Origin of the sequence: Isoptericola croceus (assembly GCF_029382255.1) — a bacterium.
Lineage (GTDB): Bacteria > Actinomycetota > Actinomycetes > Actinomycetales > Cellulomonadaceae > Isoptericola > Isoptericola croceus.
This window is the reverse complement of record NZ_JARLLG010000001.1, coordinates 365458-385251: the sequence shown is the minus strand read 5'-3', so window position 1 is coordinate 385251 and position 19794 is coordinate 365458. Positions and strand designations below refer to the sequence as shown.

22 protein-coding genes and 1 riboswitch are annotated in these 19794 nt (G+C 73.9%); of the genes, 15 read left to right on the top strand and 7 right to left on the bottom strand.

All coding sequences use genetic code 11. The features are described from left to right. Positions 1–111 precede the first annotated feature (111 nt). On the bottom strand, positions 112–684 hold the full coding sequence (locus tag PZC42_RS01755) for a MarR family winged helix-turn-helix transcriptional regulator (protein ID WP_277207769.1): 573 nt from the start codon (positions 682–684) through the stop codon (positions 112–114). Between the two features lie 90 nt (positions 685–774). On the opposite strand from PZC42_RS01755, the gene PZC42_RS22445 reads away from it, so the two are divergent. The 6 genes from PZC42_RS22445 to PZC42_RS01725 are packed head-to-tail and all read left to right on the top strand — an operon-like array spanning position 775 to position 4927. Beyond that, complete coding sequence (locus tag PZC42_RS22445) at positions 775–915, top strand: hypothetical protein (RefSeq protein ID WP_277207766.1); 141 nt, start codon at positions 775–777, stop codon at positions 913–915. Then, positions 912–1772: a phytoene/squalene synthase family protein gene (locus PZC42_RS01745; RefSeq protein WP_277207764.1), complete on the top strand. Its 861-nt coding sequence runs from the start codon at positions 912–914 to the stop codon at positions 1770–1772. The genes PZC42_RS22445 and PZC42_RS01745 overlap by 4 nt, the downstream gene beginning before the upstream one ends. Then, positions 1769–3379, top strand: coding sequence for a phytoene desaturase family protein (gene crtI, locus PZC42_RS01740; RefSeq protein WP_277207761.1), 1611 nt, complete (start codon positions 1769–1771; stop codon positions 3377–3379). Before PZC42_RS01745 ends, crtI begins: the two co-directional genes overlap by 4 nt. After that, the gene (locus tag PZC42_RS01735) at positions 3376–3726 is read left to right on the top strand and encodes a lycopene cyclase domain-containing protein (RefSeq protein ID WP_277207759.1); all 351 of its coding nucleotides are present in this window, start codon (positions 3376–3378) and stop codon (positions 3724–3726) included. Before crtI ends, PZC42_RS01735 begins: the two co-directional genes overlap by 4 nt. After that, complete coding sequence (locus PZC42_RS01730; protein WP_277207756.1) at positions 3723–4034, top strand: lycopene cyclase domain-containing protein; 312 nt, start codon at positions 3723–3725, stop codon at positions 4032–4034. Before PZC42_RS01735 ends, PZC42_RS01730 begins: the two co-directional genes overlap by 4 nt. Beyond that, positions 4031–4927 carry a prenyltransferase gene (locus PZC42_RS01725; protein ID WP_277207753.1) on the top strand — a complete coding sequence of 299 codons (897 nt, stop codon included), beginning with the start codon at positions 4031–4033 and terminating at the stop codon, positions 4925–4927. The genes PZC42_RS01730 and PZC42_RS01725 overlap by 4 nt, the downstream gene beginning before the upstream one ends. Here the strand turns inward: PZC42_RS01725 and PZC42_RS01720 are convergent. Beyond that, the gene (locus PZC42_RS01720; protein ID WP_277207750.1) at positions 4893–5438 is read right to left on the bottom strand and encodes a hypothetical protein; all 546 of its coding nucleotides are present in this window, start codon (positions 5436–5438) and stop codon (positions 4893–4895) included. The genes PZC42_RS01725 and PZC42_RS01720 overlap by 35 nt on opposite strands. A 154-nt stretch (positions 5439–5592) precedes the next feature. Between PZC42_RS01720 and PZC42_RS01715 the strand changes: the two genes are divergently transcribed. Continuing rightward, positions 5593–6066 (top strand): hypothetical protein, encoded by a 474-nt coding sequence (locus tag PZC42_RS01715; RefSeq protein ID WP_277207748.1) that lies wholly within the window; start codon positions 5593–5595, stop codon positions 6064–6066. 157 nt (positions 6067–6223) lie between these two features. Continuing rightward, positions 6224–6541 (top strand): hypothetical protein, encoded by a 318-nt coding sequence (locus PZC42_RS01710; protein WP_277207746.1) that lies wholly within the window; start codon positions 6224–6226, stop codon positions 6539–6541. 24 nt (positions 6542–6565) lie between these two features. Here the strand turns inward: PZC42_RS01710 and PZC42_RS01705 are convergent, their stop codons facing one another. Beyond that, the gene (locus PZC42_RS01705; protein WP_277207744.1) at positions 6566–8677 is read right to left on the bottom strand and encodes an acyl-CoA dehydrogenase family protein; all 2112 of its coding nucleotides are present in this window, start codon (positions 8675–8677) and stop codon (positions 6566–6568) included. Then, positions 8677–9411 carry a TetR/AcrR family transcriptional regulator gene (locus tag PZC42_RS01700; protein ID WP_277207742.1) on the bottom strand — a complete coding sequence of 245 codons (735 nt, stop codon included), beginning with the start codon at positions 9409–9411 and terminating at the stop codon, positions 8677–8679. Before PZC42_RS01700 ends, PZC42_RS01705 begins: the two co-directional genes overlap by 1 nt. 89 nt (positions 9412–9500) lie before the next feature. Here PZC42_RS01700 and PZC42_RS01695 point away from each other — a divergent pair, with 89 nt between their 5' ends. From PZC42_RS01695 to PZC42_RS01685, 3 genes are read left to right on the top strand one after another with little or no spacing between them, the layout of a single operon-like run. After that, positions 9501–10838 carry an acetyl-CoA C-acetyltransferase gene (locus PZC42_RS01695; RefSeq protein ID WP_277207740.1) on the top strand — a complete coding sequence of 446 codons (1338 nt, stop codon included), beginning with the start codon at positions 9501–9503 and terminating at the stop codon, positions 10836–10838. 16 nt (positions 10839–10854) lie between these two features. Beyond that, positions 10855–12204 (top strand): 3-oxoacyl-ACP reductase, encoded by a 1350-nt coding sequence (locus PZC42_RS01690; protein ID WP_277207738.1) that lies wholly within the window; start codon positions 10855–10857, stop codon positions 12202–12204. Continuing rightward, positions 12201–13256, top strand: coding sequence for a MaoC family dehydratase (locus PZC42_RS01685; RefSeq protein ID WP_277207736.1), 1056 nt, complete (start codon positions 12201–12203; stop codon positions 13254–13256). The genes PZC42_RS01690 and PZC42_RS01685 overlap by 4 nt, the downstream gene beginning before the upstream one ends. 65 nt (positions 13257–13321) lie before the next feature. Here PZC42_RS01685 and PZC42_RS01680 read toward each other — a convergent pair whose 3' ends face one another. Beyond that, on the bottom strand, positions 13322–14080 hold the full coding sequence (locus tag PZC42_RS01680) for a type 1 glutamine amidotransferase (protein ID WP_277207734.1): 759 nt from the start codon (positions 14078–14080) through the stop codon (positions 13322–13324). A 95-nt stretch (positions 14081–14175) separates the two neighbouring features. Between PZC42_RS01680 and PZC42_RS01675 the strand changes: the two genes are divergently transcribed. Further along, a complete protein-coding gene (locus PZC42_RS01675; protein WP_277207733.1) occupies positions 14176–15624 on the top strand; it encodes an amidase in 1449 nt (482 codons plus the stop codon). Positions 15625–15630: 6 nt separating this feature from the next. Here the strand turns inward: PZC42_RS01675 and PZC42_RS01670 are convergent, their stop codons facing one another. Next, positions 15631–16095 (bottom strand): MarR family winged helix-turn-helix transcriptional regulator, encoded by a 465-nt coding sequence (locus PZC42_RS01670; RefSeq protein ID WP_277207730.1) that lies wholly within the window; start codon positions 16093–16095, stop codon positions 15631–15633. A gap of 75 nt (positions 16096–16170) precedes the next feature. On the opposite strand from PZC42_RS01670, the gene PZC42_RS01665 reads away from it, so the two are divergent. After that, positions 16171–16662 carry a thioredoxin domain-containing protein gene (locus tag PZC42_RS01665; RefSeq protein ID WP_277207728.1) on the top strand — a complete coding sequence of 164 codons (492 nt, stop codon included), beginning with the start codon at positions 16171–16173 and terminating at the stop codon, positions 16660–16662. A gap of 36 nt (positions 16663–16698) precedes the next feature. On the opposite strand, the gene PZC42_RS01660 is transcribed toward PZC42_RS01665, so the two are convergent. After that, the gene (locus tag PZC42_RS01660) at positions 16699–18135 is read right to left on the bottom strand and encodes an aminotransferase class V-fold PLP-dependent enzyme (protein ID WP_277207727.1); all 1437 of its coding nucleotides are present in this window, start codon (positions 18133–18135) and stop codon (positions 16699–16701) included. 30 nt (positions 18136–18165) lie between these two features. Further along, positions 18166–18281: riboswitch (SAM riboswitch) on the bottom strand. Positions 18282–18465: 184 nt separating this feature from the next. Here PZC42_RS01660 and PZC42_RS01655 point away from each other — a divergent pair. Then, on the top strand, positions 18466–19014 hold the full coding sequence (locus tag PZC42_RS01655; protein WP_277207726.1) for a hypothetical protein: 549 nt from the start codon (positions 18466–18468) through the stop codon (positions 19012–19014). Positions 19015–19018: 4 nt separating this feature from the next. Then, positions 19019–19627 (top strand): OmpA family protein, encoded by a 609-nt coding sequence (locus PZC42_RS01650; protein WP_277207723.1) that lies wholly within the window; start codon positions 19019–19021, stop codon positions 19625–19627. Positions 19628–19794 lie beyond the last annotated feature (167 nt).

Sequence of the window (19794 nt, the reverse complement as noted above, 5' to 3'; positions counted from 1 at the left end):
TCGCCGCACGCCCACGGAATCCGGCGTCGGTCCGGGTCGGGTCGCACGCGACCCCGAGCCCCGACGGCGGTCCACGAGCGCGGCTCGACGCGGGACGGGGCGGCGCAGAGGTCAGTCTACCGGGGTGGCGACGCCTCCCGGGGCGGTGTCCGTCCGGCCGGCCCGCAAGGCGGTGACCAGGTGCGTCGCGGCGTCGTCGTCCTCGCGCCCGAGCTCGGCCGCCAGGGCGAGCAGGAAGTCGCGCACCGCGGCCCGCGAGCCGACGGGAACCTCGCGGGCGATGTCGAGCATGCGGGCGTGCATCCGCCCGAGGCGCTCACGGACCTCGTCGTGCGCGTCGAGGGTGGCGACCATCACCACGGATCGACGGTCGCTGGGGTGCGGGCGGCGCTCGAGGTGGCCGGAGGCGCAGAGCCGGTCGACGAGCTTGGTGGTCGCGGCGGTCGAGATGTCGAGGTGGGTCGCCAGGGCTCGGGGTGTGACCGGCTCCCCCGAGCGCTCGCCGTCGATCACGAGGCGCAGCGCGCGCAGGTCGCTGGCGTTCATGTCCATGTCCCGGCTCGCCCGCTGGCGCATGGCGTCGTCCGCGTGCCGGAAGGTGCGCACGGCCTCGAGCAGGCCGCGCGCCTCGGCGTCGCCTGCGCCGTACCAGTACGGCTCCGCCCCAGCCCTTGCCTGCCTCACGCCGACATCGTAACCTCACTTCGCTACTATCTAACCTAGTTAGCTACTTTGTTGGACGGTCCGCACGGGCCGCGACGGGGAGGAACGCACGTGGGACGACGGCACGAGGAGCGCGCCGGGGGCGACCTCCCGGACAGGTCGCTGCTCCCAGCACCGTGCTCCATGCTGGAGAACGTGCTGACGACGGGGGTCGACGCGGTCGGCCCGCCTCCGTGGGCGGTCGCCCCGTGACCACCCACCTCGAGCGCACCACCGACTACGACCGCGCGGCCCGGCGCACCGCGGCCGCCGTCGTCGACACCTACTCGACGTCGTTCGGCTGGGCCTGCCGTCTCCTGGGACCGTCGGTGCGGGACCACGTGCGCGCCGTGTACGCGCTGGTACGGGTCGCGGACGAGATCGTGGACGACGTCGTCGCGGACCTCACCGTCGCCGAGCGCGACGAGCTGCTCACCGGCCTGGAGCAGGAGGTGGCACTCGCCGCCAAGCGCGGCTACAGCCACAACCTCGTGGCGCACGGTTTCGCCCGCACCGCCCGCCGGTTCGGGATCGGCGCCGACCTGGTCGACCCCTTCTTCGCCTCCATGCGCACCGACCTGACGGTCACCGTGCACGATGCCGAGAGCTTCGCGCGGTACGTGCACGGCTCGGCGGAGGTCGTCGGACTGATGTGCCTGCGGATCTTCGTCGACGGCGCCGACGGCGCGTACGCGCGCCGTGCGGCCGGCGCCGCCCGGCTCGGTGCGGCGTTCCAGAAGGTGAACTTCCTGCGGGACCTCGCCGACGACGTCGACGCTCGCGGGCGGTCCTACTTCCCCGGCCTCGACCCCGCGGCGTTCGACGATGCCACCAAGGACTTGCTGCTGGACGACATCGAGGCCGACCTCGCCGTCGCCCAGCGGGCGATCCTGGACCTGCCCCGGTCCAGCCGGGTGGCCGTGCAGGTGGCCCACGACCTCTTCGCCGAGCTGACCCGGCGTCTGCGCGCCACTCCGGCCGCGGTGCTGCGCCACCAGCGGCTTCGCGTGCCGGACGTCGCCAAGGCACGGCTGGTCGCCCGCGCTCTCGCCGGGGAGGCGGTCCGATGAGGGTCGTGGTCGTCGGCGGCGGGATCGCCGGGCTCGCGACCGCCGGGCTCCTGGCGCGGGACGGGCACGACGTCGACATCCTCGAGCGCCACGACGCTCCCGGTGGCCGGGCCGGGTCGTGGGAGTCGGCCGGGTTCCGCTTCGACACCGGGCCGTCCTGGTACCTCATGCCCGAGGTGTTCGACCACTGGTTCCGGCTCATGGGGTCCTCGGCGGCCGCGGAGCTGGACCTGCACGCGCTCGACCCGGCCTACCGGGTGTTCTTCGAGGGGCACACCGACCCCCTGGACATCGACCGGGAGCGCGCCCGCAACGTGGCCGCGTTCGAGGCCGTCGAGCCCGGGGCCGGGGCACGGCTGGAGCGCTACCTCGACTCGGCGCACGACACCTACGACATGGCGCTGCGGCACTTCCTGTACACGACCTTCGCGTCGTGGCACGGCCTCGCCTCCCGCGAGGTGCTGGCGCGCCTGCCCCGGCTCGGACCGCTCCTGGGCCGCTCGCTGGAGTCGTTCGTCGCCGGTTCCTTCGACGACGTCCGGCTGCGTCAGGTGCTCGGGTACCCGGCGGTCTTCCTCGGTTCCTCGCCGGACCGCGCCCCGAGCATATACCACCTGATGAGCGCCCTCGACCTGGACGGCGGGGTGCGCTACCCGCACGGCGGGTTCCACGCGCTCGTCGCCGCCGTCGTCCGCCGGGCCGAGCAGGCCGGCGCGCGGGTCCGGACGGGCGCCCGGGTCACGGAGATCACGACGGCGCCCGGCCCCGGCCCCACCGGCGTGCCGGCTCCGCACCGCCCTCGCGCCCACGCCACCGGCGTGCGGTGGACCGACGCGGCGGGCGCCGCGCACGAGGTGCGTGCCGACGTCGTCGTCGCGGCGGCCGACCTGAACCACGTCGAGACCGAGCTCCTGCTGCCGTGGCTGCAGACCTACCCGCAGCGCTGGTGGGACCGTCGCGACCCCGGGCCGGGTGGCGTGCTCGCGATGCTGGGGGTGCGCGGACGAGTTCCCGAGCTGGCCCACCACTCGCTGTTCTTCACCGCCGACTGGCACACGAACTTCGGTGACATCAGGGCCGGGCGGGTCCCCGATCCGGCGTCGCTCTACGTGTGCGCCCCGTCCCGCACCGATCGGACGGTCGCACCGGCCGGCGACGAGAACCTGTTCGTCCTCGTGCCCGTCCCGGCAGACCCGGCGCTCGGCCGCGGCGGCCTCGACGGCGCCGGGGACGCGGGCGTCGAGCGGGTCGCCGACGCCGCGATCGACCGCGTCGCCGACCGGGCAGGCGTCCCGGACCTGCGGGAGCGCATCGCGGTGCGTCGGACCGTCGGGCCCGGGGACTTCGCCGCCGACCTGTCCTCGTGGTCCGGCGGGATGCTCGGCCCGGCACACACGCTGCGCCAGAGCGCCATGTTCCGCGCCGGCAACCTCTCGCGCCACGTGGGCGGCCTGGTCTACGCGGGAGGCTCGACCATTCCTGGCATCGGGCTGCCCATGTGCCTCATCAGCGCCGAGCTCGTCCTCAAGCGCGTCCGGGGCGACACGAGCGCCGGACCGGTGCCGGCGCCCCGACCCGACGACCGCAGGACGGCGGAGGTACCGTGAGCTGGACCCACCTCGTCTACCTCGGGCTGCTGCTCGGCGCCCTGGCGTGCATGGCCCTGGTCGACCACCGCGCCCGGCTGCTGCTGTTCTCGGCACACCCGGTGCGCGGCGCCGTCGTCCTGCTGGTCGGCACCGTCGTGTTCCTCGCGTGGGACGTCGTCGCGATCGCGGAGGGCTACTACGAGCGCGGCGGCGCCGCGATGACCGGGATCGAGCTCGCCCCGCACCTGCCCCTCGAGGAGCTGTTCTTCATCCTCTTCCTCTGCTACGTCACCCTGGTGCTGCACGGTCTGCTGGCCCGATGGTCCGCCGCGCGCCGGAGCCAGGGCCGCAGGGTGGCGCCATGACGTACGCGCTGCTCGCCGTCGTGGTCGTGGCTGCTTCCCTGGTGATCGCCGTGGTGGCCGCGGCCGTCCGCGGGCTGGGTGCGCGGTGGTGGGCGACGGTCGGCGCGACCGCCGCCGTGCTCGTCGTGCTGACGATCGTCTTCGACAGCCTGATGATCGCCGCAGACCTGTTCCGCTACGGTGACGACGCCCTGCTGGGGGCAGCGATCTGGTTGACGCCGGTCGAGGACCTGGCCTGGCCGGTCGTGGCCGCGTTGCTGCTGCCGAGCCTCTGGGCACTGGCCACCCCGAGGGAGGCATCCACATGACCGCCACCGCCGAGCACGGGGCGGTCGCCGCACTGCGCCAGGTCGTCGGTTCGTCGCGCCCGGTGAGCTGGGTCAACACCGCCTACCCGTTCGCCGCCGCCTACGTGATGGCGGGCGGCATCGCCGGGACCGGCCTGCCCGAGCTCGTCCTCGGAGCCCTGTACTTCCTGGTGCCGTACAACCTGCTCATGTACGGGCTCAACGACGTCTGGGACTACGAGTCCGACCTGCGCAACCCTCGCAAGGGTGGCATCGAGGGCGTCGTGCTGTCGCGCCGCTGGCACCGCCTCACCGTGTGGGCGGCGGTGGTGACCAACCTGCCGTTCCTCGCGTACCTGGTCGCCGTGGGCGACGCGACGTCGACGGCGGTGCTGGCCGTGAGCGTGTTCGCCGTGGTCGCGTACTCGGCTCCGCGCCTGCGCTTCAAGGAGCGCCCGGTGCTGGACTCGGCGACGTCCAGCACGCACTTCGTCAGCCCTGCGGTCTTCGGGATCGCCCTGGCAGACGGGGCGTTCACGGGCCCGGCCCTCGCCGCCCTGGCCGGGTTCTTCTGCTGGGGTATGGCCTCGCAGGCCTTCGGAGCGGTGCAGGACGTCGAGGCCGACCGTGCGGCCGGGCTCGGCTCGGTGGCGACCTGGCTGGGCGCGGCCCGGACCGTGCGGCTCGCGATGGCCGGCTACGCCGTGGGCGGCCTCGTGCTGCTCGCCACGGGCTGGCCGGGCATGCTGGCCGCGTTGCTGTCCGTGCCGTACGTGGTGAGCATCGCGCAGTTCCGCCACCTTGCCGACGACGACTGCGAGCGGGCGCACGCCGGCTGGCGCCGGTTCCTGTGGCTCAACATCTTCACCGGGTTCCTCGTCACGCAGCTGCTGATCTGGATCGCCCTGCGCTGAGCGGCCCCTCGACCGCGGCCAGCCCTGCTGCGGCCGCCCCGAGCACCAGCCCCACGGTCGAGTGCGGGGCACGCAGGCCACGCTCGCCCAGGCGCTCACCGGTGCGATACGCCCACCGCTCCCCCAGCACCGCGACGGTGCCGGCGAGTGCCAGCCCGCCCACGAGGGCGGCACCTGCCGCGACCGCGCGTCCGGTACCGGGCTCGACGGCAGCCGACGCCTGGTCGAGGACCTGCTCGTCGGCCTGGTCGACGGCGCCGCGCACCTGGTCCTGGACCTCACGGAGGGCGCCGCGAGCCTCCTCGCCCTCCCTCGTCGTCGCGAGCGCGAGAGCGACAGCCGTGGTGAGCACCGCGGTCTTGGCGAGCGCGCGCGCCCACCGTGGCCGGACGAGATCAGGGACCGCGTACCACGCGAAGGTGGCGACCCCGCTGAGGGCGACGGAACGCAGGTCGACGCGCGCCGGCGCGGCCTCGGGAAGGGTGGCGGGCGACAGGTCGGACAGGCTCATGCCGGTGACAACGCGCCGGACCGCGCACCGGTTCCCCGCGGATCGCACCTTGAACAACCCTTGGACCATGTGACTTCCACCCGTGAAGCGGGTCACATCTTGTTCATTCGGCGGGAGGGTTTTCCTGCGCCCTGCACCGTGCTTTGATGCGCTCGTGGACCTCCTCCGACCATTCACCCCCAGCGCCTTCGCCTACGGGCTGGCGTCCTGGTCGTGGCTGGGCATCCACGGCAAGACGCCCCAGTTCGCGACCCTGTTCGGCGACGTGTTCTTCGAGTCCCTCGAGGGATGGTGGTTCCTGGACACCGTGGAGGGCACGTTCGAGCTGCGCTGGACGAACGCGGTCGAGCTCACGGCCGAGCTCGAGTCCCCCGACGGCCGCAGCGACCTGCTGCTCGCGGACCTCGCCGTCGAGGCCGCCCGGCGCGGAGTGGTTCCCCAGGACGACGAGGTGCTGGCGTTCATCCCCCACCCGCAGCTCGGCGGCCGGCTCAGCGCCGACGCCGTGGCACCCGTCCGCTTCGAGCTCGCGCTGCGGCTCGCCGGTGAGGTGCACCGCCAGGCCAGCCCCGCGCCGTCGCCGTTGCTGCTCGGCCACAGCCTGACCGGCCGCCACTCGCACGCGTGAAGCGCCCGACCTTCACACCGTCCTGAGGTCCTTCTGAGGTCTCACCCGGGTTGGTATCGAGTTGTGACCCGGCACACCACCTCCAGCGGATGCGCCCACCCCACAGATGTCGTGTCCTGGGAAGGGCACGGATGAGGCGGACCGTGGAGGTGGGGACATGAGACGGGTGCTGCTCGCGGGGAGCGCCGTCGCCATCGGCGACGGGTTGCTGCTCGGTTCGGCGATCGCTCTCGGATGGACGGTGCTGGCGCTGCTGGCGATCACGGTCGGCGGGGCCGGGACCCTCGGGGTCGCGATGATGACGCCTCCGCCACGCCCCCGGGCACGCCCCGCCACGGTCACGCTCGGGCTCCCCCTGCGAGAGGTCTCGACGGAGGACCTGGAGACCGCGTCCGCGACAGAGGACGCCCTGGTGCACCCGGGCGCCGGCCACGACCCGAGCACGGCCGGTCAGGCCGTACCCGTCGCCGCCTGAGGCCGCGGGGGCGAGCCCCGCGCCTCAGTGCTTCTTCTTGAGGGCCTTCTCGCTCACCGGCGCGGCTCCGCTCGCGCGCCGCGCCGCGTAGTACGCCCGGGCCTCGTCCTGCCGCTCGGCCTCCGCACCCGAGGCGATCTTGGCCCGCAGGTGCTCCTGCCCGAAGCCCCAGGCGTCGACCAGGTCCACGGCGTGCGGCCGCAGGCGCAGCAGCAGCCGGTCCACGTAGCCGGTGACGGTGCGAGCCCGCTGGTCGGAGAGCCGACCGTGCAGCAGGTACCACGTGAGGTTCCGCTCGATGACCGTCAGCCCGAAGACGTCACGCACCCAGGTCATCACCTGGCGGGTGGCCGCGTCCTCGATCGAGGTCAGCCCGTCGGTGAACGCCTCCCAACGCAGCAGGTCGGCGTGCGCCTTCGCAGCCTCGACGAGCGCCACCTGGTTCTGGTCCAGGATGCGGGCCGCCTCCGCGGGAGCGGCCTTCTGCGCGGGCCGCAGTGCCAGGGCGACCTCCTCGACCATCGTCGCGACCCGGTCGGCGAGCAGCTCGCGCTGGGTCTCGGCGTCGCGCAGGTGGCCGGCCGCACGCCGCGGGTCGCCGATGTCGGCGAGCGCCTGGGTGACACGGCGCAGGCCCGTGCGGTGCAGCGCCGCGTCCGTGGTCCGCTCCACGACGAACCGCGCCATGCCCGTCGGTGTCCTCGTGGCGCCCTTGAGCTCACGGCCGTAGTCACCCACGAGCCGCTTGGCGACGAGCTGCTGCAGCACCGTGTTGTCACCCTCGAAGGTCGCGTAGACGTCGAGGTCGGCGCGCAGCGACGTGATGCGGTTCTCGGTGAGGAACCCGGCGCCCCCGCAGGCCTCGCGGCACTCCTGCAGCGTGTCGAGCGCGAACGCCGTCGACGTCGACTTCAGGGCTGCCGCCGTCGTCTCCAGGTCCTCGCGGTTCTCCGGGGTGTCGTGCTCGCCCGAGAAGACGTCGTCGAACAGGTCGAGCAGACGCTCGTTGGCGAAGTGCCCGGCGTAGGCCTCCGCGATACGGGGGAACAGCCGGCGGCGGTGCGTCGCGTAGTCCAGGACCACCATCTCGTCGACCCCGGGGCCGGCGAACTGGCGACGCTCGGCGCCGTACTTCACCGCGATCGCCAGGCCGATCTTGGCCGCGTTGACGGCTGACCCGTCGAGGGAGACGCGACCCTGGACGAGCGAGCCCAGCATGGTGAAGAAGCGTCGGCCGGGGCTGTCGATCGGGGACGAGTAGGTGCCGTCCGGAGCCACGGAGCCGTAGCGGGCCAGCAGGTCGGTGCGCGGGACGCGGACGCCGGAGAAGTGGAGCCGGCCGTTGTCGATGCCGCGCAGGCCGCCCTTGAGGCCGTCGTCCTCGCCGCCCACGCCGGGCAGGAAGGGGCCGGCGGTCCCGTCCGGGTTGGTCTCACGGATCGGCACGTAGAAGCAGTGCACACCGTGGTCCACGCCGCCGGTGATGAGCTGGGCGAAGACCGTGGCGGCGGTGGCGTGCTGGGCCGCGTTGCCGAGATAGTCCTTCCAGGCGCCCCGGAACGGCGTGTCGAGGACGAACTCCTCCGTCTCGGGGTCGTAGGTCGCCGTGGTGCCGATCGAGGCGACGTCGGAGCCGTGCCCCGTCTCCGTCATGGCGAAGGCCCCGGGGACCGTGAGGTCCATCGCGGCCGGGAGCAGCCGGTCCTGCTGCTCGGGGGTGCCCAGGTGCAGGATCGCCGCACCGAACAGGCCCCACTGGACGCCGGCCTTGATCTGCAGCGACGGGTCGGCCGCGACCAGCTCGGAGAAGCAGGCGAGGTTCGCGCCGGGCTGGTCGAGGCCCCCCATCCGCTCGGGGAAGGCCAGCCAGGAGATCTTGCCCTCCTCGGCGACCATCTCGCGCATCTGCTCGAGGGTCCGCTCGCGGTGCTCGGCCGGGGTCAGCGTCTCGTCCTTGTGGAAGCGCGGGTCCCCGGCGCGGGCACGGGCCGCACGGCGGTGCTCGGGCCAACGGCCCAGCAGCAGCTCGGACAGCCCGTCGACGTCGATGCGGCCGCCGGTGCCGCTCGCGGAGGGGGTGCTGGCCGAGGTGGTGCTGCCGTGGTCGGCCGCGGGGCGGTCGGACGTCGTCGTCATCAGGACTCCTGCTTCTCGGTGGTGGGGGTGTCCGGGGGGTCCGCGGGCCCGCCGGTCGCGCCGTGGTGCAGCACGCCGACCGGCCCGGTCCAGAGCCAGGTGGTGATCTGGTCGGTGAGCTCCTCACGCGTCAGGCCAGCGGTGAGCGTGTGGCCGAGCCACCACTCGCCGGTGCCACGCACGAAGCCGACGGCGCCGGCCGCCCAGGCGGCCGCCGACCGCGCCGGGACGCCCGCGGCCTGCGCGGCGGGCTCGGCGACGAGCGTGATGACCGAGTCCAGGTAGGCGCCGAGCGCCTCGACCGGTCCGGAGGCGCCGTCGTCGGGCCCGTTGCCGCCGATGGCCGTACGGGTGACGAACCAGTAGACGTGGGGCGAGCGCTCGATGGTCTGCAGGTAGACCCGCACCATCGCCCGCAGGGCGGAGTGGGGGGTCGGCGCCTCGTGGGCCGCCTCGGCGAGCTTGCGGTGCATGCCCGCCACCACGGCCTCGGCGACGGCGAGCCGCAGGCCCGCCTTGTCGTCGAAGTACCGGTAGAAGATCGACTTGGAGGTACCGGCGACGGCCGCGATCTCGTCCATCGACGCGCCGGGCCCGAGCTCGTGGATCGCGCGGCGGGCGTCCCGCACGAGCGAGGTCCGCCGTTGGGCGCGATGATCGTCCCAGCGGGTCGATCGGCCGTCAGGCCTCGCGCCGGCGGGACCTTGCGGGCCTCCCTGTGCTGCGACCGTCATCGGTCACCCCCTGTGACTCGTCTCACGAGACTCAGAGTATCAGGTACTGTGAGTCTCATCTGTACCGTCGGAGTGTAAGGAAGCACGCAGTGGCTACTCGCCAGAAGACCAGCGCAGCCGCCGACCGACAGGGCGTCCGCGACGCCGTCGTCGTCGGGGGCAACCGCGTCCCGTTCTCCCGCGCCGGCAAGAAGTACGCCGACGCCTCCAACCAGGAGATGTTCACCGCCGCCCTCGAAGGCCTCGTCGCCCGGTTCGGGCTGCAGGGCGAGCGCCTGGGCGAGGCGGTCGGCGGCGCGGTGCTCAAGCACTCCCGCGACTTCAACCTGGTCCGGGAGTCCGTGCTCGGCTCCTCCCTGTCGCCGGCCACGCCGGCGTTCGACCTCCAGCAGGCCTGCGCCACCGGCCTCGAGGCGACCATCAACGTCGCGAACAAGATCCGCCTCGGCCAGATCGAGTCCGGGGTCGCCGGCGGCAGCGACACGGTCTCCGACGCGCCGATCGCCGTCAGCGAGGGCCTGCGCCGCGCGCTGCTCGAGGTCCAGCACGCCAAGACCTGGCAGGCGCGCGCCAAGGCGCTCGCCGCGATCCGGCCCGGCGACCTCAAGCCGCTCGTCCCGGCCACCGACGAACCCCGCACCGGGCTGTCGATGGGCGAGCACCAGGCCATCACCACCGCCCGCTGGGGCATCGCCCGCGAGGCGCAGGACGAGATCGCCCTCGCCAGCCACCAGCACCTCGCCGCCGCGTGGGAGTCCGGGTTCTTCGACGACCTGGTCACGCCGTTCCGCGGCCTGACCCGCGACGACAACCTGCGCGCGGACACCTCGCTGGAGAAGCTCGCGAGCCTCAAGCCGGTCTTCGGCCGGTCGCTCGAGGCCCCCGCCACGATGACGGCCGGGAACTCCACCCCGCTGACCGACGGCGCCTCGACCGTGCTGCTCGGCTCGCGCGAGTGGGCCGAGTCCCACGACCTGCCCGTCCTCGCCCGGGTCGTCGACGCCGAGACGGCAGCGGTGGACTTCGTGCACGGCCACGAGGGCCTGCTCATGGCCCCGGTGCACGCCGTGCCCCGGCTGCTCGCCCGCAACGGCCTCACCCTCGACGACATCGACTTCTTCGAGATCCACGAGGCCTTCGCCTCGACGGTGCTCACCACCCTGGCCGCGTGGGAGGACGCCGACTACGGCAAGAACGAGCTGGGGCTCCCCGGAGCGTTCGGCACCGTGGACCGCACCAAGATCAACGTCAACGGGTCGTCGCTGGCCGCCGGCCACCCGTTCGCCGCCACCGGCGGGCGGATCGTCGCGACCGCTGCCAAGCTCGTCGCGCAGCGTGCCGCCGAGACGGGCGAGCCCGCCCGCGCCCTGATCTCCGTCTGCGCCGCCGGCGGCCTCGGGGCCACCGCCGTCGTCGAGTCCGTCTGACCCGGGAAGGAAACCGATGACCGACCGCTACACCCAGGCCGTCAACTCCGGGGTCACCAAGACGCTCGCCAAGAAGCTCGGGCTCCCCCGCCCGGCGATCCTGCGCCGCTACCGCGCGGGCGACCCGCTCACCGTCGGCCCCGTACTCGTGGTGTCCGACGGCGCCTCGAAGGGTGCCGCCGACACGCTCGCCCAGGCGCTGCTCGAGTGGGACGTCGACGTGCGCCGCCAGCCCACGGACGACGTGCGCTGGGGCGCCGTCGTCCTCGTGCTCACCGAGGCCGCCGAACCCACGGAGCTGGCAGAGCCGGTCCTCGCCGCCGGGTCGGTGCTGCGGCACCTGGCACCGAACGGCCGCGTGATGACCGTCTCCCGGGCACCCGGCGAGGGAGACTCCCCCACGCTGGCCGCCACCCGCCACGGCGTCGACGGGTTCCTGCGCTCGCTCGCCAAGGAGCTGCGCGCCGGCGCCACCGCCAACGGCGTCGTGCTCACCGACGGCGCGGCCGTCGAGGCCAGGTCGGCGCTCGCGGCCCTGCGGTTCTTCCTCTCGGCCAAGAGCGCGTACGTCGACGGTCAGCTCCTGCGCGTCGGCCCGGCGGACACCGCCGCCGGGACCGACCTGACGACCGACCGCCCGCTGGAGGGCAAGGTCGCCGTGGTCACCGGGGCCGCCCGCGGCATCGGCGCAGCGATCGCGAAGACCCTGGCCCGCGACGGCGCCACGGTGGTCTGCGTGGACGTCCCCGCGGCCGGCGAGGGTCTCAGCCGTACGGCCAACTCCGTGGGCGGCACCGCCCTGCAGCTCGACGTCACCGCCGACGACGCGGGGACGCGCATCCTCGCCCACGCCCGCGAGCGCCACGGCGGCCTCGACGTCGTCGTCCACAACGCCGGCATCGTGCGCGACAAGCTGCTCGCCAACATGAAGCCGGCGCAGTGGGAGGCCGTGGTCGCGGTGAACCTTGCCGCCCAGCTGCGCATCAACGACACGCTGCTCGCCGCCGGCCTGGACGGGCTGCACATCGTCTCGCTCGCCTCGACCTCCGGCATCGCCGGCAACAAGGGCCAGACGAACTACGCCTTCACCAAGGCCGGCGTCATCGGGCACACCCGCGCGACGGCGGCGCTGCTGGCGGCGCGGGGCGGCACGGCGAACGCCGTCGCCCCGGGCTTCATCGAGACGGACATGACCTCCTCGATCCCGTTCGCCACCCGCGAGGTAGCGCGCCGGCTGCCGACCCTGGCACAGGGCGGCCGGCCCGTGGACGTCGCCGAGGCGATCGCGTTCCTCGCCTCCCCGGCCGCGACCGGGGTCAACGGCCAGGTCCTGCGGGTGTGCGGTCAGCACCTGGTGGGCCAGTGACCGCCGAACCGCTGCGGACCACCGACGGGGCGGCACTCCGCGTCGAGACCCAGCCGAGCCTCCCGGGGCTCGGGGGCCTCTACGCACGCGGCGCCGCGGCGTCGGGCCGCATCGCTGCGGGACGCGCCCTGCCGTCGCTGCCGATCATCGGGACCGGGCGCACGGCGTCGGACCGGCCCGCCGACCACGCGGCCGGCGGCGACCTCCTGACCCTGCCTGACGTCGCGTACCGCGTCCCGGGGGTCACGACCGCCGACCTCGCCCGGCACCTGCACGAGTACCAGCGGCTGCTGCACGAGCCCGTCGGCGACGTGCTGCCCGCGGGCTACCTGCACGTGCTCGTGTTCCCGCTGGCCACCGCCGTGATGGTGCGCGGCGACTTCCCGCTGCCGCTGCTCGGCATGGTGCACCTGCGCAACGTCGTCGAGCTGCGCGGGCCGGTCCGCCTCGGCGACGTGCTCGAGGTGCGGGCGTGGGCGGAGAACCTGCGGGCGCATCGGCGCGGCGTCCAGGTGGACCTCGTGACGGAGATCCGGCCGGACGATGCCAAGGGGAACCCGGACCCGCTGTGGCGGGGCGTCTCGACGTACCTCGCCAAGGGCTTCGAGCTGCCGGGCTCCCGGAGTAGTACCTCCGGCGCCGGCGAAGTACCCCGCGGGTACGACTCGGCGACCGCCGGTACTACTTCGCGGGGAGAGACGTGGTTGCCGCCGTTGCCGACGGGGCGCTGGGCGCTCGGGCCCGGCACCGGGCGTGCCTACGGCGCCGTCTCGGGTGACCGCAACCCGATCCACCTGTCGGCGCTCTCGGCGAAGGCGTTCGGGTTTCCGCGGGCGATCGCGCACGGCATGTACACCGCCGCCCGCGCGCTGGCAGACGTCGGGCACGTGCGCGGCGACGCCTACCGCTGGACGGTGGAGTTCGCCAAGCCGGTGCTGCTGCCGGGGACGGTGGACATGGCGATCACCCCGGAGACGGACGGGTTCGCCTACGTCGGCTGGAACGCCCGTCGCCACCGGCAGCACTTCTCCGGGGCGGTCACACCGCTCTGACGGTCCGTCCCGGTCCGGTGACGTAGCGGAGAGTCAGGCTTCTGCTCCTGATGCCTGACTCTCCACTACGCCGGGAGACCGGCCCGGGCCAGCACGAGATCGCGCAGGTGTGCCAGGCTCTGCTCTGCCAGCGGGCGCAGTCCCGCCTCGATCTCCCGAGCGTCGGTCCGCAGCCGCTCCGGCGCACCGTCGCCGAGGTGCTCGACGGCCTCGGCGGCGAACGACGGGTCCGCGAGCCATTCGTCCAGGAGCAGCGGAGTGACCTCCAGGTGGAACTGGAGACCCCACGCGACCGGCCCGGCCCGGAACGCCTGACACTCGGTGGTCGCGGTCCGCGCCAGCACACGGGCACCGTCGGTAGGCACGATGCGGTCACCGTGCCAGTGGAGCACACCCGGGGCCTCGGCCAGCGGGCCCACCAGCGGGTCGTCGAGGTCGACCTCGTCCAGCGGCGCCCACCCGATCTCGCTCCGGCGACCGAGGCCGTGTGCGGTGAGCACCGACATCCCCAGCGCCCGCGCCAGGAGCTGGGCGCCCAGGCACACCCCCAGCGTCGGGACGTCGGCAGCGACGGCGGCGGCCAGCAGGGCGCGCTCGAGCTGGAGCTGCGGATGCGTCCCGAGGTCGTCGACGTTCATCGGGCCACCCATCACGACCAGCCCCGCCAGCTCCTCGACGGCCGGCAGGTCGCGCGCCGTCGTGGACGGATCGCCCACCACGGTGCGGACGTCGATGTCGAGGCCCCTGCCGTCGAGGGCGTCGAGGATGAGCCCCGGCTTCTCGACGGCGACGTGCTGCAGGATCAGGACGGTACGTGGCGGCATCCGGCGGCTCCTCTGGGTTCACGACCTACGTCACCAGGCACTATAGAACGGCCTCCCCCGCACTCCGTGGGGACCGTCGGCGTAGCCTCGTGCCCATGGACGCCCTGCACGAGCAGACCGCCGTCGAGCTGCGTGACCGTCTCCGGGCGGGCGAGCTCACCCCGGCCGAGGTGACCGAGCACTTCCTGGACCGCATCGCCGCGCGCAACGCCGACCTCGGGGCGTTCGCGCTGGTGACCCCGGAGCTCGCGCGAGAGCGCGTCGCGACGCTCGGGTCGCCGTCGGGCACCCTGTGGGGCCTGCCGACGGGCGACAAGGACCTCTTCGCCCGGGCCGGGGTGCCGACCGGGTTCGGCTCGCGCGCGCTGGCCGGGTTCGTCCCGGACGCCTCCGACGACGTCGTGCGCGACCTCGACGCGGCCGGCACGGTCAGCCTCGGGCGGACCACCGCCCCCGAGCTCGGCTTCCCCGCGTACACCGAACCTCTCGCCGGGCCGGTCGCGCGCAACCCGTGGGACCTGCGGCTCGGTGCGGGCGGGTCCAGCGGAGGGGCGGCCGTCGCGGTGGCGGCCGGCCTGCTGCCGTTCGCCCCGGGGTCCGACGGCGGAGGTTCCGTCCGCATCCCTGCCGCGGCCTGCGGTGTGGTCGGGCTGAAGCCGAGCCGCGGCCTGCTGCCGTCCGGCTCAGGTGTCGAGTCGCCGGGCGGGCTGGTCGTCAACGGCCCGCTCGCCCGCACCACCGCGGACACCGCGCTGCTGCTCGAGGGCATGCTCGCCCGGCGGACAGACGGCGCGGTCGCGCACCGGTACACCCTGCGCACGCCGGCCGCGCACGCCGGGGCCTACCTCGCGGCGGCGCGGCGCGGCGAGGTACCCGGACGGGACGACGACGGCGGCCGTTTCCGCCTCGGCGTCACCACCTGGTCCGCGTGGGACGACTACTACGAGATCACCGTGGACCCGGAGGCCCGCGCGGCACTGGATGCCGGGGTGGCGGCGCTGACCGGGCTGGGGCACGAGGTCGCCGATCACTCCTGGGACCCCGCGCCGGAGTACGGCGACGCCTTCCGCAGCCTGTGGATGGGCGGGGCGTCGGCGGTGCCGATCGACGACTCGGCGGCCCTGGACCGGCTCGAGCCGCTCACCGCCTGGCTGATCGACCGCGGCCGCCGGGTGCCGGCCCGCGAGCTCGTCGAGGCCCTGCGGACCCTCTCGGCGTTCGAGCGGCGGCTGATCGCCGGGTTCGGCGAGCTCGACGCGGTCGTCACCCCGGCGCTGGCCATGACACCGCGCCCGGTCGGGTGGTTCGACGCCGACGACCCGGACCGCAACTTCGCCCAGCAGTGCCAATACACGCCGTTCACGTCGTGGCTCAACGTGGCCGGGCTCCCCGCGATCACGGTGCCGACGCACTGGACCGACGCCGGGCTGCCGATGGGCGTGCAGCTCATCGGGCGGCCGGGCGGCGAGCTGACCCTGCTGGCGCTGGCCGCTCAGCTCGAGGACGTGCTCCGCTGGGCGCAGCAGCACCCGCCGGTGTGGTGAGAAGCCCTATCCCTCGGTGGGGGCCGGCGCCGCGAGAGACCGGAGCTGGTCGCGCAGCCGGTCGATCGCGTCGCCACCGAGCCGCTCGGCCCACTGCGCGGTCATCCGTTCGCTGACCAGCGTCGCTGCCCCGCAGTACTCGGCGCCGAGGGCGGTGAGCGTGACACGACGGGCGCGGCGGTCGGTCGGGTCCGGCGTCGCGCTGACATAGCCGAGCCCCTCCAGCTCACGGACGACGCCGGTCATGGCCTGGCGTGTCACCCCGGCACGGTCGGCGAGCGTGCTGATGGTCGCCCCGGCCGGTTCGAGGTGCATGAAGACCGGTACGTGCACGCGGCGGATCTGCGGGTGTCCCTGGGCTGCGACCTCGGCGAGCGTCGCCGTCACGACGGTGTCGGCCGCGGCGAGCAGGAGGAAGCCCAGGTCGTCGCGAGCGCCGGCCGCGAACTGGAGGAGGGCGTCATCGAACAAACTGCGCAACCCCCTTGACATTATGCGCAACTCGGTTGACGATCATGGCACCAGTCTACGACCGCAGGAGACCTCATGAGCGCCGACGCACGACGCACGCAGGATCAGCACCCCGCCCTCGGCACGACGCTGCCGCCACTGAGCCTCGTGGGCCCGGACGGACGCCGCCGCGGCCTCCACGAGGTCATCGCGGGCCGTGCCGCCGTCGTCCACTTCATGCGGTCCGCGACCTGCCCGGCGTGCCTCGCCCACGCGGCACAGGTGCAGCGCATGCACGACGCCGGCGAGCTCGGGGGCGCCGCGTTCCTGCTGCTGGCGCCGGGCACCGCCGCCGAGGCGGCGACGGCCGCCGAGCGCGCGGCACGCCGAGCACCCCTGGCGGAGGTGTGGGCCACCGGCGACCACGGGGACGCGGGGCTGCGCAAGGTCGCGCTGCTGCAGCACAGCGGCACGTTCGTCCTCGACGCCCGCGGCGTGGTGCGGTCGGCGCGCACCTCGGCGCTGCCGGTCTCGAGCTTCTCGGCGGACGAGGTCCGCACAGCCCTCTCCCCCGCACCGGCCGCCTGAGCCAGCGGCGCCGGTCCAGGCGCGGTCAGGCGCGGTTCAGGCGTCCTCGGGCAGGCAGCCGAACGCCTCGTCCCGGCCGGGCCCCGCGGTGGCCAGCAGGCCCTCGAGGCCGGACCCCTCGGGCACCGGGCGCGGGTCGTCGACCACGATCCACAGGCCGTCGACGACGTCGTAGCGCGCCCTCGGGCCCTCGGTGACGAGCGCCGTCACGGCCGCGACCAGTCGTTCGACCTCCTCGCCCGCGGTGCCGACCCCCACGGACGAGCGGACCGCCCCGGCGCCGTACCCGAGCCGGGACAGCAGCGGGTGCGCGCAGAACCGGCCGTCGCGCACCCCGATCCCGTGCTCGGCCGACAGGTACGCGGCGACCTGGCCCGGCTCGTAGCCGGCGACGGTGAAGGTCACGACACCGACCGCGTCGGCCGCGTCGGCCCAGAGCCGCACGACCTCGACGCCCTCGAGCGCCTCCAGCCCGGCGACGAGGCGCCCGCGCAGGGCGTCCTCGTGCTCGCGCAGCGCGACGGGGTCGACCTCGGCCAGCGCCTCGCAGGCGGCGGCGAGCGCCACCGCGCCGAGCACGTTGGGCGACCCGGCCTCGTGCCGGGCGGGCCCGTCGTGCCACTCGGTGTCGTCGACCCGCACGCTGCGCACGGCGCCGCCACCCGCCAGGTAGGGGGTCCCGGCGTCGAGCCAGTCCCGGCGCCCGACCAGCACGCCGGCACCGAACGGGGCGTAGGTCTTGTGCCCGGAGAAGGCGAGGTAGTCGACCCCGGTCTCGGCCAGGGAGAAGCGGCGGTGCGGCACGAGCTGCGCACCGTCGAGCAGCACGCGGGCGCCGGCGGCGTGCGCGGCGGCCACGACGTCAGCGACGGGCAGCACCTCACCCGTGACGTTGGAGGCGCCGGTCAGGGCCACCAGCGCGTAGCCGTCGCCGGCCGCGGCACCCGCCGCGAGCTCGGCCCGGATCGCCGCGACGGTCTCGGCAGCCGTGTCACGCCCGGTGAGCACGGTGGTCCGGGCAGCTCGCCGCCAGGGCAGGAAGTTCGCGTGGTGCTCGACGTCGAGGACGAGGACGCGGCCGGCCGCGCCGTCGTCCGCCGCTGGGACGCAGCCCGCCAGGAGGTTGAGCGCGTCGGTGGTGTTGCGCACGATCAGCGTGGCGTCGTCGTCCCGGGCACCCACGAAGTCGCCGATGGTGCGCCGCGCGGTCTCGTACAGAGAGGTGGAGACCTGCGAGAGATAGCCGGCGCCGCGATGCACGGAGGCGTAGAGGGGCAGGGTCTGGGTGATGCGGTCGGCGACGGCCTGCAGCGCGGGGGCGGAGGCGGCGACGTCGAGGTTCGCGTAGGGCACCCGGCGGCCGTCGACGAGCGGCGCGGGGGTGTCGTGCCCCACGACCGGCAGGACGGGGGCGAGCCCCGCGACGGAGGCGCCCGCCTCGGTACAGGCGGGGGTCTCGGCGAGAGCGGTCATGGGTCCTCCTCAGTGTCCCGGGGAGCGACCTCCCCGCGCTTGCCCGACGCCGGACGGCGCGGAGCCAGGTCGTCACCCGGGGCACCCCGCCGCGAGGGGAGGGTTGCCGGCCAGCGAGCCGGGGCTTCGCGCTGGCGCTCATGACCTGCCGCCATGGTCACCAATCACGCGCGAAGATGTCAACAGATGGGCGCAGCGTCTCAAGATGCGGTCACGGTCGGCTCCCACCGTGGTCCGTGAGACCCAGGTACCGATCTCCGGCCACGCGCCGGGAACGCCCCTGCGCTAGTCTCCCCAGCACCGCTCCGCCGACACCTCGAAGGAACGCTCATGCGCACCGTGGCCCGACTCACCCCGATTCCTCTCGCGGTCGCGCTCGCCGTCAGCGGCTGTTCGACCCCGACCGGGGGAGACGCCCAGGAGGGTGTCGCCGCGCAGTCCAGCAGCACCGACGACGCCGAGCCCCTCGGCACGATCGGCGTCGACTTCCCCGACCCCGACGCCGTCATCGCCGACGGGACGTTCACCCTCCCCGGCACGGACGACGACGTGCGCATCGGCATCACGTCGCTCACGGTCCGCGGCGACGTGACCGAGCTGCGGCTCGTGTTCACACCGCAGTACTCCACCAAGCCCGTCTCGGTCTTCGACATGCTGGGGCAGGCATCCGGCGGGCTCGACCTCATCGACCGGGAGCACCTCAAGGAGTACCGGTCGGGGTACACGACGGACGTCGTCGGCGCCAAGGCCGCGCAGGGCGAGTCCGTCGGGTTCCAGGCGTTCTACGCCGCACCTGAGGACGACATCACCGTGATCGACGTCAAGGTCCATGACTCCTGGCCCGTCTTCGAGGACGTCCCGCTGACGATCGAGGACTGAGTCGATGACCCACCTTCCGCGGTCCCCCGCCGTGCTGACGACCGTGCTGCTGCTCACGGCGGCCGCTCTCGTCGCCTGCACGCCCGACGATGACCCCGTGACGGAGTCCCCGACCTACGACTGGCCGGGCTTCGCAGACCTCGACCTGGACGGCGAAGCCCTCGCTGACGCCGCCGGCGAGGTGGTCGCGTACGACACCCCGGTCGTGCACCACGGCACCGGGAGGGTCGTCCCGGTCGAGACGATCGAGAAGGACGCCACCGAGACAGTTGTGACGTTGTCCTCCGACATCCTCTTCGACCCGAGCGACGCGACTCTCGCGACATCCGCCGCGGGCAGGATCGGCGAGCTGGTCGCCGATGTCCCCGACGGCGCTCCGGTCAAGGTCCACGGGCACACGGACACCGTCGACACGGACAAGTTCAACCAGGAGCTGTCCGAACGACGGGCACAGGCCGTGGCCGACGCCGTCGAGGCGGAGCGCCCCGACCTGGTGCTGGACGTCCAGGGGTTCGGCGAGACGGAGCTCAAGGAGCAGGAGATCGGTGACGAGGAGACCGTTGCCGCGGCGAGGGCGGCCAATCGCCGCGTCGAGATCCGCTACGAGGAATAACGACTGATCGGCGCATCCGTGGGCTACGGATCGGACAGCACTCAGACACCCGACCGACGGACCCGTGAGCACCCGCCGAGACGGCTCCGCTCAACGGGCGAGACACCCGTCCCACGCACCGGACGCCGTGTCGTACGATCGCCCTGACCATCCCGAGCGGCCGAGTG